This is a genomic window from Brevibacterium oceani, from assembly GCF_013623835.1.
GTDB classification, from domain to species: domain Bacteria; phylum Actinomycetota; class Actinomycetes; order Actinomycetales; family Brevibacteriaceae; genus Brevibacterium; species Brevibacterium oceani.
The window spans coordinates 1-18,556 of sequence record NZ_JABKDE010000003.1 but is presented as its reverse complement, the minus strand read 5'-3'; the positions used below and the strand labels follow the sequence as shown (position 1 = coordinate 18,556).

Below are 18,556 nucleotides of genomic sequence, written 5' to 3'. Positions count from 1 at the left end.
ACTAAGCCTGGTGGAGGTCCTGGTCAGGCGCGGGCGACCACCTCGGTGAGGGTGGCGACGAAACGTTCGGCTTCGTTCGGTGCGGTCTCCTCGAGTCGCATCGTGGCACCGATGTGGAGTTCGACGGTGACGCTCGCATGATTGCGGAAGTCTTCGGCGCGGGCGCGCGCGATCTGCCAGGGGGAGGCTTGGGAGAGTTGGGCGACGGCGCCGGAGCCATCGGTGCGCACCCGCATCAGCCGCCGGTCGGTGAGGATGAACAGGTCGGAGTCGAAGGGCGGTTGGCTGCGCAGCCGGGTGTACTCGACCTCGCCGGGGCGGAACAGCCCGGACAGTTCTGCCGGTGGGAGGCTCGACTGGCCGGCAGGGGTGCGACGGGTGGAGCCCCGGGTGGCAGGGGCGCGGCTGACTTCGGGTCGTCTGCGCAGCGCGAGGAAGGGTGCGCGGACGAACGCGAGGAAGGACTTCTCGGAAGCGGAGCCGGATGGGCCGGAGCGGGTGGGGCCGGCGTCGCCGGTCGGGGGCACCGGCTCGGAGGGGGTGGAAGGGGAGGTCATGTCTGAGATTCTGGCAGGGCCGCCTCGGCGAGGGACCGGTCGGCAGGTAATCGTTTCGCAACATCTGTTCCCGAACGTTCACGACCGGTGAAGTGAGCGGCTTGGTTCCGGAGCCAGGCGCCCGCGGTCATCGGCTAGGTTCGGAACGTCCGTGGGATACTGAACTCATGCGTGCAGGCGAAGTGTCCGAGGTCAGCCAGGACTATCTCAAGGCGATCTGGTCGGCCCAGGAATGGGGCGGGGATCCGATGACGGCCACGGAGCTCGCGAACCGGTTCGGCACGACGAAGGCCAACGTCACCGAGGTGCTCAAGCGTCTCGACGAGCTCGGCCTCATCACGCGGGTGCCCTACCGTCCGCCGGTGCTCACCGCCCAAGGTAAGACGATCGCCCTGTCGATGGTGAGACGGCATCGGCTGCTCGAGACGTTCCTCGTCGAGTCGCTCGGCTATGGGTGGGACGAGGTCCACGACGAGGCCGAGATCCTCGAACATGCCGCCTCGGATCGGCTCATCGACCGTATCGACGTGTTCCTCGGGCACCCGACCGCGGACCCGCACGGGGATCCGATTCCGGGGCCGGATGGGCGCGTGGATTCCCACACGCCCACCCTGCTCGCCGAGGCTGCCCCCGGTCGCTACGTCGTGCTGCGGGTCTCCGATGCGGATCCCGCGGTTCTCGGACAGCTCGCCGAGGCGGGGGTGCGACCGGGGGCCTCCGTCGAGGTCATCGAGGTGACCGTGGAGGGAGAGGACCTGTCCGTGGTCATCGATGCAGAGACGTCTGTCTCAATCGACCCGGAAGCCGCCTCGGCGGTGTATCTGAGTGCGCCTTAAGACCCTTCCTGACCTCGGGTCACGGGAAATTTCGGCTCGGCCCGCAAAAGCGTGAGACCCGTGGCCGCATGGGCATCGAACCCTTCGTCGAGGAAGAGACGCGGCCAGTCGCTCCAGAGCTCGGACTCATAGGGGATGCCGGGCAGATAGGTCTTGAACGTCACCTTCCGATGCCCCGGGTGGGACCGGAACGAGCCGGGTGGGATGGTGCCCAGCGCCTCGAACAGAGCTTGGTAGAGCACAGGTGTGAAGCCGTCGCTGCGGGCGGCATCGGCGGTGCTCACCCAGCCGGGTCCGGCGACGGCGACACCGCGCGCGATGGCTGAGGACATCTGCGCCTTGATGCCGGCACGCTGCGGGTCGGGGGAGTGACGCAGGAGAACACGCGACCAGTGCAGCGCCTCGTCTTTCTCAAATCCCGGCCAGCGGAATCCGGGTTCGCGGCTGCTGTTGGACTCATCGTCGCTGTCGGACGAGGAATGTTCATTGAAGTCTGCAGTCATGATGGACCGTCCTTCCCGGGAGCGCCGTTCGGCGCAGACCCGGATCGAAGCTTGTCCGGACTGGCTGTCCGGACCCGTTCTTCCCCTGGGGCACCCGGTCGATGACGGGTTGCCGCGTGGCCGGCCAGGTACCGATGGCCACGACTCGTGAACGTGCTCTCAGTGTAGCGGGGGGCGGTGACACGGATGGTCTGACACCGAAGACTGCAGACTTCAGGCGGATCCCTTGACGACCGTCAGCTTCGGACGGTCAGAGGTGACTGTTTCCCGCCCCCCGGACAAAGAGATCGGCACCTGGGCGAAGGACAGTTCATGCACCAAAGGGAGCGATATGCCCAGTTCATTTGACAGCAGTTCTTCGAGATTGCCCTTGTTGCGCAGTGCGGGAAATACGACATCGAAGACTCGTGAGCGCTCACGCGGCATGCCCTCGGGCTCGTCGGCCTTGAACCCGCGTTTGGTGAGCTCGGAGCAGTTCTTTCGGTACGTCCAATCCGTGGCACGTCCCACGGTGTGGAGTCTCTTCGTCATCGCCATCGCCGACACATGGAAATGCCCCTTGAGCTTAAGGATCTCCGGAACTGCAGGCTCCCTGCTGCTGCGGGGAAGCACTGCCTCTTCGGGCATAAGGAATTCGGCAGCGAACCTGTCGGCCTCACGCTCGAGTTCCCGGTTCGGCGCCGAGTCCGCGTCATCTGTCAGTGGTTGGTGCGTATGCATCACCAGATGTCCGAGCTCATGTGCGAGATCGAAGCGGGATCGTTCCGCAGTCTTCTCCGTCGATAAGAAAACATAGGCTTGCTGATCGCGGACGAAGCTGAAGGCATCGACTGTCTGAGACTTCACCGGCAGCGACATGACTCGCACCCCATGGGCTTCCGAGAGCTGGATGAGGTTCGGTAAGGGTTCGGCGCCGCGTCCCCATGCCGCCCGCAGGCTGCGAGCGGCCTGCTCCGGAGATGAGAGAGCCTCCTCGGGGAGGTTGAGGTGGGGCAGCTGAAACCTGTCAGTGATGAACCGATAGAGGTCCGTGCCGATGGACGCAGAGGCGCGGGCCGAGGCACGCTGCGATGCCGTCGCTGACCGCAGTGAGCGAAAGAAGCCGTCCTGCAGGGAGACTTCCGTGGCGTCGGGAAGGCTGAAGAACGTTTCACTGACATCGAGAACCCCGGCCATGTCCGCCGACCGTGATGTCGGAGCTCCGTCGGACTCGAAGGTCCGCACAGTACGCGAGCTGACCCCGAGTGCGGCGGCGAAGGCGGCCTTGGTCAGGCCGCGCAGTTCCCGCGCAAGAGTGATGCGGGCAGGGTTGAGCATGGGGATTTCTGCTTTCTCGGAACGGTCAGGCTTCGCGGATATCGAAATGGACGTCTTCGACCGGGGTCTCGATCGGGAGTGTCTCGTCCATCGTATTCTCCACGGGCACGATGATGCGTTCCAGCCAATGCGAGATGAATCTGTCGGCAGTCGAATCCGGGCGGGACAGCTCGGCTCGAACACCATTGACGGGATCGTCGACGTAGAGCAGGATCCACGTGTTGGGATCGAGGCGCGGTGTAGAGACGGCATCGGCAATCGCCGCCTCTTCGACGCTCTCGAAAACGAGCTGACCCGTGACCTCGCCGAGTCGATTGCTGACTACTGAGGCATCGACAGTCGGGCCCAGCGGATGTGCGTTCCTCGGCTCCTTGAAGGGAATTCCGGTGTTGTGGTTGCCCGACACGACAGCAATGGACAATTGTCCATCGGGGCGGACGACCCTGGGTGAGTTGTTCGGATTCCTCACAAGCCAACCGTCGATCGCCAGGTTTCGTCTGAGCTCCTGGACGGTGCCGTTCCACTGCTGTGTGCCACCGGCAGTCACCGGGCTGAATTCGTCGGCTTGTCGCGCGCTCAGTTCGCCGGCTCTGAGTGCAGTGATGATCGCCTCGGCATTGATGGCGAGTTCACTCAGCCGTTGCAGTGCGTCCGCACCCTGCCGGACTCGCCGTGGATCGTCGCCCGCGAGCGAGTGCTCTGTTCCAGTCATTTCCGATCCTCCTATGCGCCTGCTTTTCATGCTCTCATAAAAGTGTTCGAAAGCGGAAGAGCTGCGGCCCGGTGACTTCCAGTTCCCTGGAGTCGCCGGGCCGCAGCTGTTCACTTCGTCGGCTCACGGTCGTCTGGGGATCGACCCTGTGAGCGGTTCACCGCCGCGGCAGGTTCCACCTCGGCTGGGGCTTCTGCGGCTTCTGATGCTGATTCATGAATCCGCGTTCGGCCTGCAGATGTCCCTTGTCGTGACTCTTCCCCCTCGCTTCTGCGCCTGGGATGGATGCTTGGAGCTTCTCGGTGGCCTGTTCGGCACCGATGATGGGCATCTCTCCGGTGATCACCGGCTTCTCAGCAGCCGCCTCGGCGATGGGGCTCGTCTTTGATCCTTTGTTGTTTCGCCTGGTGTTTCCCTTCTGTGAATTCTTCTTCTGTTGTGCAGATTTCGGCTGATGAGCGGTGTGTGCACGGTCCGAACCGGTGCTCAGCTCGGTGTAGAGTCCGGCCCACTGCTCGGGGGTGAGGTCTTTGGGCAAGGTGTCTCCTCTGACGTCGTTGCGGTCCATGGTCGATTGCAGGCTGCGCTGATCGGTGATGCTCATCTTCGTCAGGATTCCTTTCATTCCTCGCCCACGGCTGGTGAAGACCGAATGGACGAATCGGTGATAGTCGGCGCGGTCCTTTAACGGGATCCGGCCGGTGGAACAGCGGTCGATGGCAAGGATTCCGCCATCGACGCTGGGTTTCGGGGTGAACGCGTCGGCGGGGACGCGTCGTGAGAGGCGGAAGTCGAACCAGGGTGACCACTGCGCGGTCATCATGGTCGAACCGCCGACTCCGGCACGTTTGCGGGCCACCTCCCATTGGGTGAGCAGGATGGCCTGCTGCCACCGCTCTGCACGCAGGAGCCTGCGGAGGATGGGAGTGGTGAGGTGGAACGGCAGATTGCCGACGATGACCGGCCGGTCGAGCCGGGTGGTCAGGATGTCGTCGTGCCGGACCTCTGCCCGCGGGAATGTGTCTTCAAGGTGATCAAGCCTCGTTTCGTCGAGTTCGACGAGAGTGAGCGGGCGTCCGAGCCGGTAGAGCTCGGCCGTGACTGCTCCGTCGCCGGGCCCGATCTCCATGATCGGCCCCGAGGTGGAGCGAGCCAGGCTCGCAATCGTGTTGATGATGGTGCGTGAACGCAGGAAGTTCTGGCCGAGTTCGTGCCGGCCTCCGTGTGCGGAACGTGAAGAAGTCGAACGTGATTGAGTCGAACGTGCATGGGTTCGCATATGGCGGTGCTCCAGAAAAGAAGTGTGGAGGCAACCGAGGCAGCGCGATGAGGATGAGTGGATCGGTGAGGACCAGCTCTGTGGTGGTCGAATCGACCCGTGCTGACCGATGAGATCAGTGCAGGATCAGATGGGAGTCAGCCGATTGCCGCATCGCCCGGATGCCGTAGTGATCCGGGAGGACAACGCGCTTGCAGAATGGATCCGGATGACCGTCGTCGGTCAGCCGATCACGAATGAATTCGTCGAGCGCGCTGTCAGGCGCTGCGGTGACGAATGTAGAAGCAAGGCGCAGTCACTGCGCTGCTGTTCAATGTTCCCATGCTGGACAAGGTAGCACAGGGTGCTTTGCCTCCACCAGGGTGCGGACGAAAAAACACCCCGCCGACTTCTGAATCGAGTCGGCGGGGAGGTCGGCGGGGCGGGGGATCGGCGGGGCGGAAGGGGCGGGGAGCCGGATCCCTTCGAGCGGATGCTGCGAGTGCGACCCGATGAACGCTTCGGGGGCGTTCGTGTCAGTGGGTCATCCCATCATGGTGCGTAAGGTGATGACGCCGATCGAACCGATGGCCGCGGCGGCCGGAAGGGTGATGATCCATGCCAACGCGATCGGCTTCATGAGCTTCCAGTTCGCCGACCTGTTGACCAGGCCGACGCCGATGATCGCGCCGATGAGGATGTGCGTCGAGGACACGGGCAGTCCACTCACCGAGGCGCCCATGACGACTCCGGCCGCTGCGAGCTCCGCAGCGAAGCCGGAGGCCGGGTGGATCTCGGTGAGTTTGGTGCCGACGGTGGCGATGACCTTGCGGCCGATGAACCACAGCCCGACGACCAGGGCGATCCCGCAGGTGAGCATTGCCGCGAACGGCACGGTCGCCTCGGCGTGGATGCTGTCGGTGCGGAGCACGTCGAGAACGGCGGCGAAGGGTCCGACGGCGTTCGCGATGTCGTTCGAACCGTGGCTGAAGGCGAACGCGGAGGCGGTGAACACCTGCATCCAGGAGAAGAGGACGAAGGTGGCGCGGGGGACGGTCTGTCGGCGCAGGGTCTTGGCGAAGACGAAGACCGCCAGCCACACGGCCACGCCGATCATCGTCATGATGATGACGCCGCCGACGGTGGACACGCTCATGTCGAGGTTCTTCAGGCCCTTGAACAGCAGCATCGCGGTGATGATCACCGCACCGAAGGCGGCGATGAGCGGAACCCAGCGCTGCAGCGCCGCGTGCGTTCCGATGAGGCCGGAACCGGTGGCTGCAGCCGAGTCCGAGCTGTCGGTCACCTCGTCGAGTCGGGCATCGACGGAATCGTCCGCAGCGGTGACCGGGGCGAGCATATGCGGCTTGAGCGTGTGGGAGAGCGAGCTGCCGAGAACGTACTTCTTGATCAGTCCGTAGATGACGAACGCGGCGAGTCCGCCGAGGGCCGGGGAGAGCACCCACGAGACCGCGATCTGCCCGACCTCGGACCACTGCACCATGGCCAAGCTGCCGGTGCCGGTGACGAAGCCGATCGTCAGGGAGGCGCCGATGATGCCGCCGATGATCGCGTGCGTCGTCGACACCGGCCAGCCCATCCGGGTCGCCAGGAGCAGCCACACCGAGGCGCCGAGGAGGGCGGCCATCATGATGAACACGAAGTCCATCGGGTCGAGGGCGACCGCGCCGAGGTCGACGATTCCGCTCTTGACCGTGTCGGTGACATCTCCGCCGGCGAGCAGGGCGCCGCTGACCTCGAACACGGCTGCCACGAGCAGTGCCTGCTTCATCGTCAGAGTTCCCGCGCCCACCGATGTTCCGAAGGCGTTGGCGACATCGTTGCCGCCGATGTTGAAGGCCATGAAGGCACCGAAGATCACGGTCGTGATGAGCACCATGCGCGGTGCGTCCCGGCCGACGAAGTCGAACGACCACAGGGTGAAGGCGATGAGGGTGATCGCCAGCAGGGCCCCGAAGGCCAGGTGCCAGAGGCGGTCGTTGCTGCGGCCGACGGCAGGCGTCGGAGCGTGGTGCTCCGGGGCCAGAACCTGGGTCATGTGAGTTCTCCTTGCGCGGATCAGTCGTCGAGGCTGGGGTCTGCCTCCATGATTCGCAGGCTGGATGACTGCCAGGTTACGGATACGGTGAACAGACGGTGAACTCCGTATCGGACGTGCGCGAAATGCTCATGCACAGTCGGTGCTTTTCGCCGGCAGTTCACGCAATGTTCCAGGTCAGGTGCTACGAGCGCGAGTGCCCGAGGGGAGCGAAGGGGACCGAGCGGGGCACAGGATGACGGTGTGAACATCGTCACGAACGCATGGAACGGGGCACGAAAAGGCCCGGACGAGCAGATGTGCTCATCCGGGCCCTGGCGCGGCGTCGCTGGGAGATGCCCGCCGAGGTGGCCGCGAACTCGGTGGGAAATGCCCGCCGAGGTGGTCGCCCCTATTCGATGATCTCGCCGCTGATGACGTCGCCGCCCCCGTCTTCGGGACGATTGCGATGCGGATCGGACTTGATCCGCTGGTCAACCTTGCGCAGGCGCCATCCGAGTGAGACCAGGGCGATGCCGACGAGGATGATGAACCCGGCCAGAGTGAAGATCAGCGCCTGGACTCCCGCACCCGGAGCGAACAGGAAGAACGCACCGAGGATGATGCCGAGCACACCGATGACCGTGAGCACCCACCACGAGCGGACGCCGAGACGGCGGATGAAGAAAGACACGGTGAGGGCGAGGAAGCTGAAGAAGACGATCGCGAAGCCGGTGAGCACCGTGACCATCGAGGCGAACAGCATCGGGGTGAGGAAGATGAGCACCCCGAGGAGGATGAGCAGGACCACCCGTGTGACCAGGCTGCCGGTGCGGCCTCCCCGCGGCGCGAAGACGAGGGAGGAGACGGCGATGACGGCCAGCCAGCAGGCGAAGATGCGCACGACCACCTCGGCGGTGGCACCGGGCCAAGCCATCATCAGCACACCCATCACGAAGGCGATGACGCCGTTGATGATGACTGTTCTGCCGGTGCGTTTGAGGTCCATGGACACAGCCTAGTCGGTCGATTTGGACGGATGCTGAGCACTCGGCTGCGGCTGTGGCGGCTGTCGCGGTCGGCTGGTTCGACGGTCGCCACCGCCTCGACGTTCACACGCGCTTCGACGATCACGAGGGCTTCGGCGTTCACGCGTGGCCGAGATGCTCTTCCTGCTCGGCGGCGTCCGAAGTGGTGCGCTCCTGTTCGGGCATGTCCGAAGTGACGCGTTCGGTCTCGGGCATCAGCCCGGTGAGCTTGAGCGATTCGGACATCGCCTGAACGATCGCGTCGAGGTCGGCCGGAGGTGCGGTCGGGTTGGCGGTGGTGGGATCGGTCGGCGCACCCGACTCGGCGTGCGTGCGGGAGTCGGCGGCCGCCTCGGCGGTGGGACGAGATGTCGGGGTGTTGGACTCGAGGAAGCGGAGCAGCTCGACGGGGAAGGGCAGGACCAGGGTCGAATTCCGCTCGGCAGCGACCTCGACGATGGTCTGGAGGAGACGCAGCTGCAGGGCGGACGGCGTGTGCGCCATCGCCTCGGAGGCCTGTGCGAGTTTGTTCGACGCCTGCAGCTCACCATCGGCGATGATGACGCGGGACCGGCGCTCGCGTTCGGCTTCGGCCTGGCGCGACATCGAGCGCTTCATCGTCTCGGGCAGGGCGACGTCCTTGATCTCGACGCGATCGATGTGGATGCCCCAGTCGACGGCGGGGCTGTCGATCATGATCGCCAGGCCCTGGTTGAGGCGCTCGCGGTTGGTGAGCAGGTCGTCGAGTTCGCTCTGTCCGATGATCGACCGCAGGGAGGTCTGGGCGACCTGACCGACGGCGAGCTGGTAGTCCTCGACGTCGACGAGTGCCTTGCGCGGGTCGATGACCTTGAAGTAGATGACCGCATCGACGCGGACGGTGACGTTGTCGCGGGTGATGCCCTCCTGGGCCGGGATCGGCATGGTCACGATCTGGAGGTTGACCTTCTCGAGTTTGTCGACGAAGGGGACGATCGCCGTCATGCCGGGAGACTTGGGCGCGGAACTCACTCTGCCGAGTCGGAACACCACCCCACGCTCGTACTGTTTGACGATCTTCAGGCTGTTTCCCAGCGTGATGGCTCCGAGTGCGACAAGTGCGGCGAGGATACTGAGTGCCAACATGTCGAATCGCCTCCTTTGACGATTGACTGTCCACCCCATTTTACCCCTGGCGGGCGCGGAAAGACCCGGTTCAGAGGCAATGCTGAGGTGGGGGTTGGGGTGGCGATGGTTGTGGCGGTGCGGGCGGTCAGCCGGGCCTGACAGCGGGTTCCGCCCCGCTCACGCCTCCCGCGCCAGCAACCTCTTCCCCGCGGGGTAGGCGCCCAGCGACTCCGGCAGTCTGACGCGACGGCCGGAGGCGAAAGTCGCGAGCACGCGACCGGTGCCCGGCTGCTCCTCGCCGACGCCGGCCGGTTCGAGGCCGATGCGACGCAGGGTCTGCTTGGCCACCGGCAGCGGCGAATCGAAGAGGGTCACGGCCCCGGCGCGAGCGGCCATGATCCGGTCGGCGATGAGGCCGTAGTGGGTGCAGCCGAGCACCACGGTCTCCATGCCGGGACCCATCGTCGCGAAGGCGTCCTCGATGGCCTGGTCGATCGTCGCGAGGTCGGCGGCGTTGATGGCCTCGGCCAAGCCGGGGCAGGCCACCGTGGCCACGTGCAGGTCGGCGGCGAAGGAGTCGATGAGGTTCTGCTGATACTCGCTGCCCGTGGTCGCCGGGGTCGCCCAGATCGCGAAGTCCTGCCCGGTGCCGGCGGCCATCTTCACCGCCGGCACGGTGCCGATGACGGGAATGGCCGGTTCGTAGCGGGCGCGGACGGCCTCGAGGGCCTGCACCGAGGCGGTGTTGCAGGCGATGACAATGGCGTCGGGTTCCCAGTCGGCGAGCACCCCGGCCGAATGCAGGGCCCGCTGTTCGAGGGTGTCGGTGCTCAGACTGCCGTACGGAGTGAAGTCGGGATCCATAGCGAGGACGAGATCCGCGTCGGGAGCGAGGTTGAACAGCGCGTCGGCGGTGCCGAGGAGTCCGAGTCCGGAATCGAGCAGGCCGATGCGCGTCATGAAGTCCCCTTCGGGTCGGATGTCGTCGGATCGCCGGTCTTGGCTTCGTCGGTCTTTGGACTGCTGGCCTTCGGGTAGGCGAACTCCCGGATCTCCTTGAGATGGGCCTTCGTCAGGCCATGGGCGAAGTCCGGGGCGATGAGTTTGAGGCGGTTGGGCGAGTAGTGGCTGAGGAAGTACTCGCGGGTGGCCGGCCAGGCCAGGTCGTCATCGATCCAGATCGCGCGCCCGTGCTCGTGTTCCGCCAGCCAGTCCTCCATGGCGCGGGCCTTCCACCACTGCTGCGGATCGTGAGCGAAACGGTTGTGCGTCTCATCGGGCATTTCGATGACGTCGAAGGAGTTGCGCAGACCGAACTTCGGTTCGAGTTCGGACTTGCACCGCTGCGACCAGGTCGAGAGCCACACGACATCGACCTCATGGGTCTCGACGATGCGGTCGAAGAATTCGACGACGGACGGCCGGTAGTGGAGTTCGTAATGCCACGCGTGCAGCTTCTTCCGCCCCTCGGCCATGCCGCGCAGCTTGGGCACCGGGTAGGAGTTGAGGACGCCGTCGACATCGAGGAACACGGTGACATGGCGAGCCTGCCTGCGCGCCGACACCGGCGCTGCGGATGCTGCTGCCATCGTTCCTTCCTGTGAGTCTGTGGGGTCGGCCCCGTGAGGACCGATCGCGCGTTAGTGTGGGGGCAGACCGCTGAGTCCGGGGACGATCACTTGGTTTGGGGACAGATAGCGTCGCTCGCACGAGAAGATCACCCTCGAGTTTACCGCCGACCGCCACCGAAGGCCGAGTAAGTGTACAGACAGGCCCGCATCGCCCGGTTCCGGGAGAGCCTGTCTGCTCTCCTTGGGTGGTCGAAATGGTCGGGTTCCGCCCGCGGCGGGCCCGACCATTTCGACCACCCAAGCGGGAGGCTCAGGCCGGGCGGATTGGGTCTCAGCTCTGGAGGTAGGGCTCGAACGCGGCGCGCAGCTCGGGCGTCAGCGGGGTCGGCTTCTGTGTCTCACGGTCGATGTGGACGAGCACGCAGTCGTGGTCGAACACCTGACGTCCGTCCTGGTCACCGCGGGTGTTGACGGTGAACGACGAGGTGCCGATCCGCTTCACGGTCACGGTCATCAGCAGTTCGGATCCGTACATGACAGGCACGAGGTAGTCGATGCTCTGGTTGGCGACGAGCATTCCGCCGCCGGTGATGTGACCGGCCTTGACCTCGTGCATCCAGCGGATGCGGCACTCCTCGACGATGGTGATCAGCCGCGCGTTGTTGACGTGGCCGAGCATGTCCTGGTCCGACCAGCGCACCTCGGGTGTGTATTCGAATGTCGCCACGCTTGCCTCCGGGAACGTCGCAGAAATTGGTACTTAACGAGCGTTCTACAGTAAACCAGGTGCACTGCGGCAACGGAAATTCTAGCCTCGGCGGCGGACGATCTCCTCGTTGACGGCGGCGATCACCTCGTGGAGGTCGCCGATGATCGCGTAGTCGGCGCGCTGGACCATCGTCGCCTCCTCATCGGTGTTGATGGCGATGAGCGTCTTCGCGCCTTCGATGCCGGCCATGTGTTGGATCGCGCCGGAGATTCCGCAGGCGATGTAGACGTCCGGGGAGATTCGGGAACCGGTCTGGCCGACCTGCTCGGCGTGCGGTCGCCACCCGAGTCCGGTGACCACGCGAGAGACGCCCAAAGCCCCGCCGAGGTGGTCGACGAGTTCGAGGACCTCGCCGAAGCCGTTCTCGGAACCGACACCGCGACCGGCCCCGACGACGGCCCGGGCCGAGGTCAGTCCGGATGCGTCGTCGGCGGCCTCGGCCTCGGTGCGTCGGACACGGGTGGTCAGGTCCGCCTCGGCGACGTCGAGGTCATAGTCGAAGACCTCCGGATCGGTCGGGTCGGTCTCCTCCGGGGTGCAGGCGTGGCCGGCGATCGTGATCACGTGCAGATCGCCGTCGAGGCGGAGCCTCTCGAACGCGGTGCCGCCGAAGACCTGCCGCAGCAGCCCGTCGTCATCGCAGGCGATGACGTTCGCGGCCATCCGCTGGCCGGTGCGCACGGCGGCGTGGGCCATGAGCTCCATGCCGCGCGGCGTCCCCGAGGCCATGAGCGTCCCGGACTCGGGAGTGATGTCGACGATCGCCTGCGCCCATGCAGCCGCCGAATAGTCAGCGAGGTCCGGGTGCTCGAGATGGTGGATGACGCTGACCCCGAGGCGCCCCAGCTCGTTCACGGCGGAATCGCTCAGCAACCCGATCACCACCCCCTCCGTGCTACCTGACGGCGGCGCAGCACCCTCGCGCGAGGTTGTTGCGCCGCCGTCAGGTAGTAATTGGGGGTTTTTGCGGGCGAAGGTGACCGCCTCGGCGGAGGTGAGAGTGACCTCGCCGGAGGTGTCCGTTTCGACGAAGACGAGTGTCATGGCCTCATCACTCCGATCTCTTCCAAGACGTCGACGAGTGCCGGCGCCGCATCGGGGCCCTCGCCGAGGATGGTCACCGAACTCTGCCTGACCTCCGGCAGCTCGAGCCGGATCCGCGGGCTGCCGGTGCCGGGTTCGGGCGCGTCGTATTCGGCGATCGGGGCCTTCTTCGCCTTCATCCGCCCCGTGATCGAGGGGTAGCGGGGGTCGACTCCGCCCTCCTGGACAGCGATGACCGCCGGCAGCGCGAGCGTGAAGACCTCGGTGCCGGCCGGACCGATCCCGCGCGCCTCGATGACCCCGGCGCCGCCGTCGGCAACACCCCCGGATCCACCGTCGGCTGCGCCAACCGCGCCGCTTCCGGTCGCGCCGCCCTCACCGCCGCCACCAACATCCCCGTCGACCGCTCTGATCGTCTGGATATTCGTCAGCACCGGGTACTCGAGGTCGTAGGCCAGGCGGATCCCGACCTGGAAATCGCCGGTGTCGGCGGCATCGTCGCCGGTGAGGACGAGATCGAAGGTCTGTCCCGCCTCGGCGCGATCGCGGATGACATCGCCGATGATCTGCGCGATGTCCTCGGGTGCGAACACGGATGGGTCGGCCGCCTCGACGAGGATGCCGTCGTTCGCACCCACGGCCACGGCCGCTCGCAGCTGTTCGACCGCCTCGGCGGGACCGACCGTGAGCACCGTGACCGTCCCACCCGTGGCGGCCGCGGTCTGGATCGCGAGCTCGACGGCGCATTCCTCATGCGAGGACTTGGTGTGGCCGAGTCCGGAGTCGTCGATCCTGGTGCCGGTGGCATCGAGGGTGACGGAGCCGGCGATATCGGGGACGCGTTTGATGCACACGAGAATGTTCATCTCATCTCCTGATGCACTCGTTGTCGGGGTCGAACAGCGGCGTCGAATCGACCGATGCCACCGTGACGGGATAGAACTCCTCCATGTACACGACCTGCAGACGGTTGCCCAGCACCGCCTCGGCGGGTGGGAGGAAGGCCATGAGGACGTGCTTGCCGAGGCTCGGAGCCGACCCCGCCGAGGTGACGTACGCGTTGCGTCCGTGCCCGTCGATCAGCGGATCGCCGTCGGCAGAGACGATGGGTTCCCCGCCGAGCATGTACCGCATCTGACCGCTGGCGCTCGTGTGGTCATCGACGGTGAGTGAGCACAGCACCGCCTTCGGCTCCTCCTCACGGTGGCGCAGGTGTGCGGCCCTGCCGACGAAATCCTGGGACTTCACCTTCGGCCGGCTCATCCCGACCTCGACGACGCTGCGTTCGGAGTCGAGTTCGGCGCCGAACGCACGGTAGCCCTTCTCGATCCGGCCGGTGGTGCCGTAGACGCCGAGGCCGACGGGGATGAGGCCGTGGTCCCGGCCGGCCTCGTAGAGGACGTCCCAGAGTCTCAGCCCGGATTCCATCGGCACGTAGAGTTCCCAGCCGAGGTCGCCGACATAGGAGATGCGCGAGGCCAACACCGGCAGCGACCCGATTTCGATCGTGCGGGCGGTGCCGAACCGGAATCCTTCGTAGGAGACATCGGCACTGGTGAGACCGCCGAGGATGTCGCGGGCATTCGGTCCCCACAGCCCGATCGTCGTCCATGAACTCGTGAGATCGGCGATCTGTGCACCCGAAGCAGGCAGCCGGTCGTGAAACCATTTGACGTCGGCCATGCCGTGGGCGGCGCCGGTGACGATACGGAACCGGTCGTGGGCCAGGCGCATGATCGTGAGGTCCGAGCGGAACCCGCCGTTCTCATCGAGGATCGGGGTGTAGACGACCCGGCCGATCGTCACATCCATCTGCGCCAGCGCGATGCGCTGGACCGCGTCGAGCGCGGCTGGTCCGGCGACGTCGAAGATGACGAAGCTCGAGAGATCGACGAGGCCGGCGCGCTGACGCATCGCGAGGTGTTCGGCGTTGATGATCGGTGACCACCAGCGTCCATCCCATTCGTTCGGCCGCGGCATCACACGGTCGCCGAACTCCTCGAGCAGGCCCGCATTCGACTCGTACCACTGCGGCCGCTCCCAGCCGCCGGTTTCGAAGAAGACCGCGCCGAGCTCCTTCTCCCGAGCATGCATCGGAGAGAGGCGGACGTTCCGATCGGAAGCCCACTGCTCGCCGGGGTGGACGATGCCGTAGGTCTTGTTGAACGCCTCCGAGGTTCGGGCCCGCACGTGTTCCCGGGTGCGCTGGTGGGGGTGGAAGCGGGCGATGTCGGCGCCCTGGACATCGATCTCTGGCAGTCCGTTCGTCATCCACTCGGCCACCGCCCGACCGACCCCCGGGCCTTCCTTCACCCACACGGCTGCCGCCGACCACAGGCCCGCCACCTGCGGTGATTCGCCGAGGATGGGGGCTCCGTCGGGAGTCAGGGACAGCAGGCCGTTGATCGCATAGCGGATCTCGACATCGGGGTTCGACAGCACCTCGGGCATGAGTTCGACGGCCTGTTCGAGTTGCGGGTCGAAGTCCTCATCGGTGAAGGGCATCTCCGTGGGGGAGAGCTTGGCCGCCTCGATGGACGGGATCTCATCGGGGTCGTGGAGGATCGGGCGGTGCGCGTAGGAGCCGATCTCCATGTCCGAACCGTGCTGGCGTTCGTAGCAGAAGGTGTCCATGTCGCGCACGATCGGAAACGAGATCTCGCCGGGGCGTTCGGCCAGCTGCGGGACCGGGCCCACGCTGATCATCTGGTGCACCGCCGGAGTCAGCGGGATCTCGGCGCCGGCCATCGCTGCAATCCGCGGTGACCACACCCCGCAGGCGACGAAGACGCGGTCGGTGACGATCTCACCCCTGCTCGTGTGCACGCGTGTGATCCGGCCGTTGTCCACGTCGATGCCGGTCACCTCGGTGTTCGGGGACACGGTCAGCGCACCGGCCGCCTCGGCGGATTCGCGCATCATCGTGCCCGCTCGCACGGAATCGACGACGCCGACGGTCGGCGTCCAGAAGCCGCCGACGATCACGGACGGATCGAGGAACGGCACCTTCTCAACCACCTCGGCGGGGGTGACGAGGGAGGACTCGATGCCCCAGGCCCTGGCCGAGGCCATGCGGCGTCGCAGCTCCTCCATCCGCTCCTCGGTGCGGGCGACCTCGAAGCCGCCGGACTCGGTGAAGACGCCGAGCTCCTTGTATTGGGCCATCGAATCGAGGGTGAGGTCGGCGATCTCACGGGAATGATCGACGGGGAAGATGAAGTTCGATGCGTGCCCGGTCGAGCCGCCCGGGTTCGGCAGCGGACCCTTGTCGACCTGGACGATGTCGGTCCAGCCGAGCTCGGCGAGATGATGGACGAGACTGTTGCCGACGATGCCGGCGCCGATCACGACGACGCTGGCTTGGGCGGGGATGGAAGCCATGGGACGGCCCCTCTCCGGAGGCACCTTCGCCTCCAACGGCAGGTGCCGCGCGGCGGGCGGCAGACTGCACGAGGTGGAACTCGGTAGGTTGATCGTCCTCCCCGTCGCCGAGGCGTGTCAAGGGTTCCCCTCGGCTGCTCAGGTGACGATGGCCGGGCCCGGGAGACGGCCGTGCGGTAGGGTGATTCCGGTCGGTCTGCCGAAGGGCGCCGACCCACCTTTCCCCGACGGAGCTGAGCACGATGAGCAATGGGACCCAGTCGATCGACCGGGCGGCAGAGATACTGTCGCTGGTGGTCAACTCCGACGACCCGATCTCGTACACCGAGGTCGTCGACGCGACCGAGCTGGCCCGATCGACGGTCTCACGGCTGCTCTCGGCGCTCGAGCGCAACGGCCTCGTCGAACGCGACGGCGATGGTCTCTATCGCGGGGGTTCGCTGTTCGCGACCTATGCCTCGCGCTTCGACCGGGTCGAGAACCTCGTCTCCGCGGCCGACCCGACTCTGCAGCGCCTGAGCGAGGAGACCGGAGAGACCGTCAATCTGGCGATGCCCGGACCGAAGGGCGTCGTCCAGGTCGCTCAGGTCGATTCGACGTTCGTCCTCGGGGCCACGAACTGGGCCGATGTCGACGTGCCGCCGCACTGCTCGGCACTCGGGAAGGTCATGTACGCCTTCGACGTCATCCCCCTGCCGACGGGTCGGCTCGAACGCCGGACCGATCGGACGCTGGGGTCGCGTAAGGAGCTCACGGACAACCTCGCCGAGGTGCGCGAACGCGGGTTCGCCATCGTGCACGAGGAATTCGAGATCGGCCTCGACGCCCTGGCCGCCCCCGTCTTCGGCGCCGATGGCGCCGTGGTCGCGGCCGTCGGCATCTCGGGTCCGACGATGCGCATCGCCGAGCATCACGACAAGCTCGGTGCGCTGCTGACCGACGAAGCGGGTCTGCTCTCACGCACCCTGCGACGCAAGGTCGCGCACCGATGAGCGTTGAACGTCGGGCAATGCCGTTGCTCACCCGAAAATAGGTCGCAATCGGATAATTTCTGCGCGGCGGAAATGTCCGTTTGCGACCTAATCTTGGGGCGTCGTCTGAGGGCGCCCCGCTCTTCGGTGAGAACAGGTCACTGCAGGCTGGAGAACTCCTCCGCCCCGCCGAGGGCAGCGAGCTGCTTGCGCCGCCACACCTCGGTGTCCTTGATCTGATTGAACGTGTAGATGTGCAGCCCTGCCACACCCATGCCCGGGTCGTCGAGGATCGGGGCGAGCTTGTCGAGGAACTTCCGCGGGTTGTACCCGCCGGGCTTGGCCATCCGGGTGAACGTCGCCGTATTCTTCCGCAGGAACCGCGTGGACTCGCCCACGCCGATCTTTGTCGCCACCTTGGCGAGCTTCGCGAGCTCGACCTTGCCGGCGATGCCGAGGACGAGCGGCAGCTCGATCCCCCGCGATCGGACCCGGGCCACCCACGAGGCGATGACACTCGGATCGAAGCAGAGATTCGAGACGAGGTGCGTGGCGTAGTCGCGTTTGTCCCACATCGCCTGGACCGTCACGTCGTCGGGAATGATCGGATGCGATTCCGGATAGGCGCTGACGCCGAGGTGCTGGAACGGTGCGGCCATGGAGGAGAGATCGACGAGGAGGTCATGCGCTCCCACGTACCCGCCGGCCGGGGGAGTGGCGTCACCGGCGGGGACGAAGATCCGGTCGATGGCCGCCTCGGCGAGTCGATCGACGATCTCCGTCAGTTCGGTGCGGCCGTGGATCATCCGTGCGGCGAGGTGGGGCACGGCACGGAAGCCGAGGGCCTGCAGCTGCTCGGCGGTGGACAGCGTCGCTTCGAGGCTCAGCCCCGTCGACGCGGTGATCGTGATCTCGCGGCCGGGAGCGACGTACTCCTCGACGCGTTCGACGATGCCTGCCGTCGGCAGGATCTCGTAGCGGGCGGTGGTCAGAAGCGTGCGCAGTGTTGCCTGTGACATCCTCGTCTCCCTCGTGGCGTCGCATGAAACTCGCGGGAGCGAATCCCTTGCGTCCCGGTGTGTTCGATCCTACACTCATTGTACCCATAATATGGGAGTCGAGTTCCATAATATAGAACTGTGTGAGCAGGGGGAACACCATGGACAACAACGTCCCGTCAGTGGATCAAAGCGACAGAGAAGTCCCGATCAACCTTCGTCAATCCGGCCCCACTCCGGTCGAGATGCTCATCGACACCCGTGTCCGCAAGTCTCCTTATTGGGAGCTGTCCATGCAGCAGGGGTGCTGGCGGGCGTCGATCTACAACCGCATGTATCACCCGCGTGGGGCTCCCCGCAAGTCGTGGACACGTGAACCACGTCACGCAGCCTGCGTAGACGCTTCCTCCTGAACCCGGCCGGCACTGTGCTCGACCAGAAGAGCCTCTTCGAACTCCACCGGCGG

Annotated in this window: 16 protein-coding genes, 1 pseudogene and 1 riboswitch; of the genes and pseudogenes, 2 read left to right on the top strand and 15 right to left on the bottom strand. The window is 65.8% G+C overall.

Annotation, left to right across the window (positions count from 1 at the left end):
• Window positions 1-23: 23 nt before the first annotated feature.
• A complete protein-coding gene (locus HK401_RS06615) occupies window positions 24-557 on the bottom strand; it encodes a hypothetical protein (protein ID WP_181273888.1) in 534 nt (177 codons plus the stop codon).
• A 167-nt stretch (window positions 558-724) separates the two neighbouring features.
• Between HK401_RS06615 and HK401_RS06610 the strand changes: the two genes are divergently transcribed.
• Complete coding sequence (locus tag HK401_RS06610; RefSeq protein WP_181273887.1) at window positions 725-1,393, top strand: metal-dependent transcriptional regulator; 669 nt, start codon at window positions 725-727, stop codon at window positions 1,391-1,393.
• On the opposite strand, the gene HK401_RS06605 is transcribed toward HK401_RS06610, so the two are convergent.
• From HK401_RS06605 to HK401_RS06545, 13 genes and pseudogenes are all read right to left on the bottom strand, one after another.
• Window positions 1,390-1,896 carry a hypothetical protein gene (locus HK401_RS06605; RefSeq protein WP_181273886.1) on the bottom strand — a complete coding sequence of 169 codons (507 nt, stop codon included), beginning with the start codon at window positions 1,894-1,896 and terminating at the stop codon, window positions 1,390-1,392. The two genes, HK401_RS06610 and HK401_RS06605, sit on opposite strands and share 4 nt — an antisense overlap.
• A gap of 42 nt (window positions 1,897-1,938) precedes the next feature.
• Window positions 1,939-2,049, bottom strand: a riboswitch (SAM riboswitch).
• 60 nt (window positions 2,050-2,109) lie between these two features.
• Complete coding sequence (locus HK401_RS06600; RefSeq protein ID WP_181273885.1) at window positions 2,110-3,213, bottom strand: XRE family transcriptional regulator; 1,104 nt, start codon at window positions 3,211-3,213, stop codon at window positions 2,110-2,112.
• A gap of 25 nt (window positions 3,214-3,238) precedes the next feature.
• Entirely contained in the window at window positions 3,239-4,039 is an 801-nt protein-coding gene (locus HK401_RS06595) for a hypothetical protein (protein WP_181273884.1), read from the bottom strand.
• Window positions 4,040-4,421: 382 nt separating this feature from the next.
• Window positions 4,422-5,204, bottom strand: a pseudogene (gene erm, locus HK401_RS06590) (23S ribosomal RNA methyltransferase Erm); the annotation flags it as partial.
• 523 nt (window positions 5,205-5,727) lie between these two features.
• Entirely contained in the window at window positions 5,728-7,242 is a 1,515-nt protein-coding gene (locus tag HK401_RS06585) for an inorganic phosphate transporter (protein ID WP_181273882.1), read from the bottom strand.
• Between the two features lie 391 nt (window positions 7,243-7,633).
• Entirely contained in the window at window positions 7,634-8,230 is a 597-nt protein-coding gene (locus tag HK401_RS06580) for an HdeD family acid-resistance protein (RefSeq protein ID WP_181273881.1), read from the bottom strand.
• A 139-nt stretch (window positions 8,231-8,369) separates the two neighbouring features.
• Window positions 8,370-9,374: a slipin family protein gene (locus HK401_RS06575; protein WP_181273880.1), complete on the bottom strand. Its 1,005-nt coding sequence runs from the start codon at window positions 9,372-9,374 to the stop codon at window positions 8,370-8,372.
• A 159-nt stretch (window positions 9,375-9,533) separates the two neighbouring features.
• On the bottom strand, window positions 9,534-10,316 hold the full coding sequence (locus tag HK401_RS06570) for a glutamate racemase (RefSeq protein ID WP_181273879.1): 783 nt from the start codon (window positions 10,314-10,316) through the stop codon (window positions 9,534-9,536).
• Entirely contained in the window at window positions 10,313-10,945 is a 633-nt protein-coding gene (locus tag HK401_RS06565; RefSeq protein WP_181273878.1) for an HAD domain-containing protein, read from the bottom strand. The genes HK401_RS06570 and HK401_RS06565 overlap by 4 nt, the downstream gene beginning before the upstream one ends.
• Window positions 10,946-11,258: 313 nt before the next feature.
• Entirely contained in the window at window positions 11,259-11,654 is a 396-nt protein-coding gene (locus HK401_RS06560) for an acyl-CoA thioesterase (RefSeq protein ID WP_181273877.1), read from the bottom strand.
• An 81-nt stretch (window positions 11,655-11,735) separates the two neighbouring features.
• Complete coding sequence (locus HK401_RS06555) at window positions 11,736-12,740, bottom strand: electron transfer flavoprotein subunit alpha/FixB family protein (protein WP_181273876.1); 1,005 nt, start codon at window positions 12,738-12,740, stop codon at window positions 11,736-11,738.
• Complete coding sequence (locus HK401_RS06550) at window positions 12,737-13,606, bottom strand: electron transfer flavoprotein subunit beta/FixA family protein (RefSeq protein WP_181273875.1); 870 nt, start codon at window positions 13,604-13,606, stop codon at window positions 12,737-12,739. The genes HK401_RS06555 and HK401_RS06550 overlap by 4 nt, the downstream gene beginning before the upstream one ends.
• Window position 13,607: 1 nt before the next feature.
• Window positions 13,608-16,121 (bottom strand): GcvT family protein, encoded by a 2,514-nt coding sequence (locus HK401_RS06545; RefSeq protein WP_181273874.1) that lies wholly within the window; start codon window positions 16,119-16,121, stop codon window positions 13,608-13,610.
• A 242-nt stretch (window positions 16,122-16,363) separates the two neighbouring features.
• Here HK401_RS06545 and HK401_RS06540 point away from each other — a divergent pair, with 242 nt between their 5' ends.
• Entirely contained in the window at window positions 16,364-17,113 is a 750-nt protein-coding gene (locus HK401_RS06540) for an IclR family transcriptional regulator (protein WP_181273873.1), read from the top strand.
• Between the two features lie 137 nt (window positions 17,114-17,250).
• Here the strand turns inward: HK401_RS06540 and HK401_RS06535 are convergent, their stop codons facing one another.
• Window positions 17,251-18,111 carry a methylenetetrahydrofolate reductase gene (locus tag HK401_RS06535; RefSeq protein WP_181273872.1) on the bottom strand — a complete coding sequence of 287 codons (861 nt, stop codon included), beginning with the start codon at window positions 18,109-18,111 and terminating at the stop codon, window positions 17,251-17,253.
• Between the last annotated feature and the right edge of the window lie 445 nt (window positions 18,112-18,556).

Bases quoted from the DNA above. Each gene is read 5' to 3' on its own strand.
- HK401_RS06615 (WP_181273888.1), bottom strand. From the start codon at position 557: ATGACCTCCCCTTCCACCCCCTCCGAGCCGGTGCCCCCGACCGGCGAC.
- HK401_RS06610 (WP_181273887.1), top strand. From the start codon at position 725: ATGCGTGCAGGCGAAGTGTCCGAGGTCAGCCAGGACTATCTCAAGGCG.
- HK401_RS06605 (WP_181273886.1), bottom strand. From the start codon at position 1,896: ATGACTGCAGACTTCAATGAACATTCCTCGTCCGACAGCGACGATGAG.
- HK401_RS06600 (WP_181273885.1), bottom strand. From the start codon at position 3,213: ATGCTCAACCCTGCCCGCATCACTCTTGCGCGGGAACTGCGCGGCCTG.
- HK401_RS06585 (WP_181273882.1), bottom strand. From the start codon at position 7,242: ATGACCCAGGTTCTGGCCCCGGAGCACCACGCTCCGACGCCTGCCGTC.
- HK401_RS06580 (WP_181273881.1), bottom strand. From the start codon at position 8,230: ATGGACCTCAAACGCACCGGCAGAACAGTCATCATCAACGGCGTCATC.
- HK401_RS06575 (WP_181273880.1), bottom strand. From the start codon at position 9,374: ATGTTGGCACTCAGTATCCTCGCCGCACTTGTCGCACTCGGAGCCATC.
- HK401_RS06570 (WP_181273879.1), bottom strand. From the start codon at position 10,316: ATGACGCGCATCGGCCTGCTCGATTCCGGACTCGGACTCCTCGGCACC.
- HK401_RS06565 (WP_181273878.1), bottom strand. From the start codon at position 10,945: ATGGCAGCAGCATCCGCAGCGCCGGTGTCGGCGCGCAGGCAGGCTCGC.
- HK401_RS06555 (WP_181273876.1), bottom strand. From the start codon at position 12,740: ATGACACTCGTCTTCGTCGAAACGGACACCTCCGGCGAGGTCACTCTC.
- HK401_RS06550 (WP_181273875.1), bottom strand. From the start codon at position 13,606: ATGAACATTCTCGTGTGCATCAAACGCGTCCCCGATATCGCCGGCTCC.
- HK401_RS06545 (WP_181273874.1), bottom strand. From the start codon at position 16,121: ATGGCTTCCATCCCCGCCCAAGCCAGCGTCGTCGTGATCGGCGCCGGC.
- HK401_RS06540 (WP_181273873.1), top strand. From the start codon at position 16,364: ATGAGCAATGGGACCCAGTCGATCGACCGGGCGGCAGAGATACTGTCG.
- HK401_RS06535 (WP_181273872.1), bottom strand. From the start codon at position 18,111: ATGTCACAGGCAACACTGCGCACGCTTCTGACCACCGCCCGCTACGAG.